Origin of the sequence: Methylibium sp. (genome assembly GCF_013817345.1) — a bacterium.
GTDB lineage: Bacteria > Pseudomonadota > Gammaproteobacteria > Burkholderiales > Burkholderiaceae_C > Methylibium.
Genome location: NZ_JACDCW010000181.1, coordinates 3,778 through 4,158, shown reverse-complemented (window position 1 = coordinate 4,158; position 381 = coordinate 3,778).

The following is a 381-nucleotide window of genomic DNA, read 5'->3' as shown; positions in this document are numbered from 1 at the left end:
TGGCTGACGTTTCGCCCAATGCGCCGTCTGTGCGGCCAGCGGTCAGAGTTCCAGCGGACGCAGCGCGCGCGTCGGCGCGGATGAGCCGGCGGCCCGAGGCACCGTGGATCGGCCCCTCCTATCGCTACCAAACCCGTATCTGGAACGTTGCCGGCAGCGCAACCGCGGATCACGAGGGGCGACTGCGCTTCACCATTGCCGACCGAGCCGCTGGAGAACCCGCTTAGCGCGCTCCAGGAGGCGGCGTGGGTGCTTACGCAGGCGGGAGTCGTACTGGACGCCAACGCACTCCCGGCAGTGAAAGATCGCCTGCCGCGGTGGCTTGAATAGATCGCGTCGTCGACTGGCACAGCGAGGGCATGCGAACCAGGGTCGCATGTT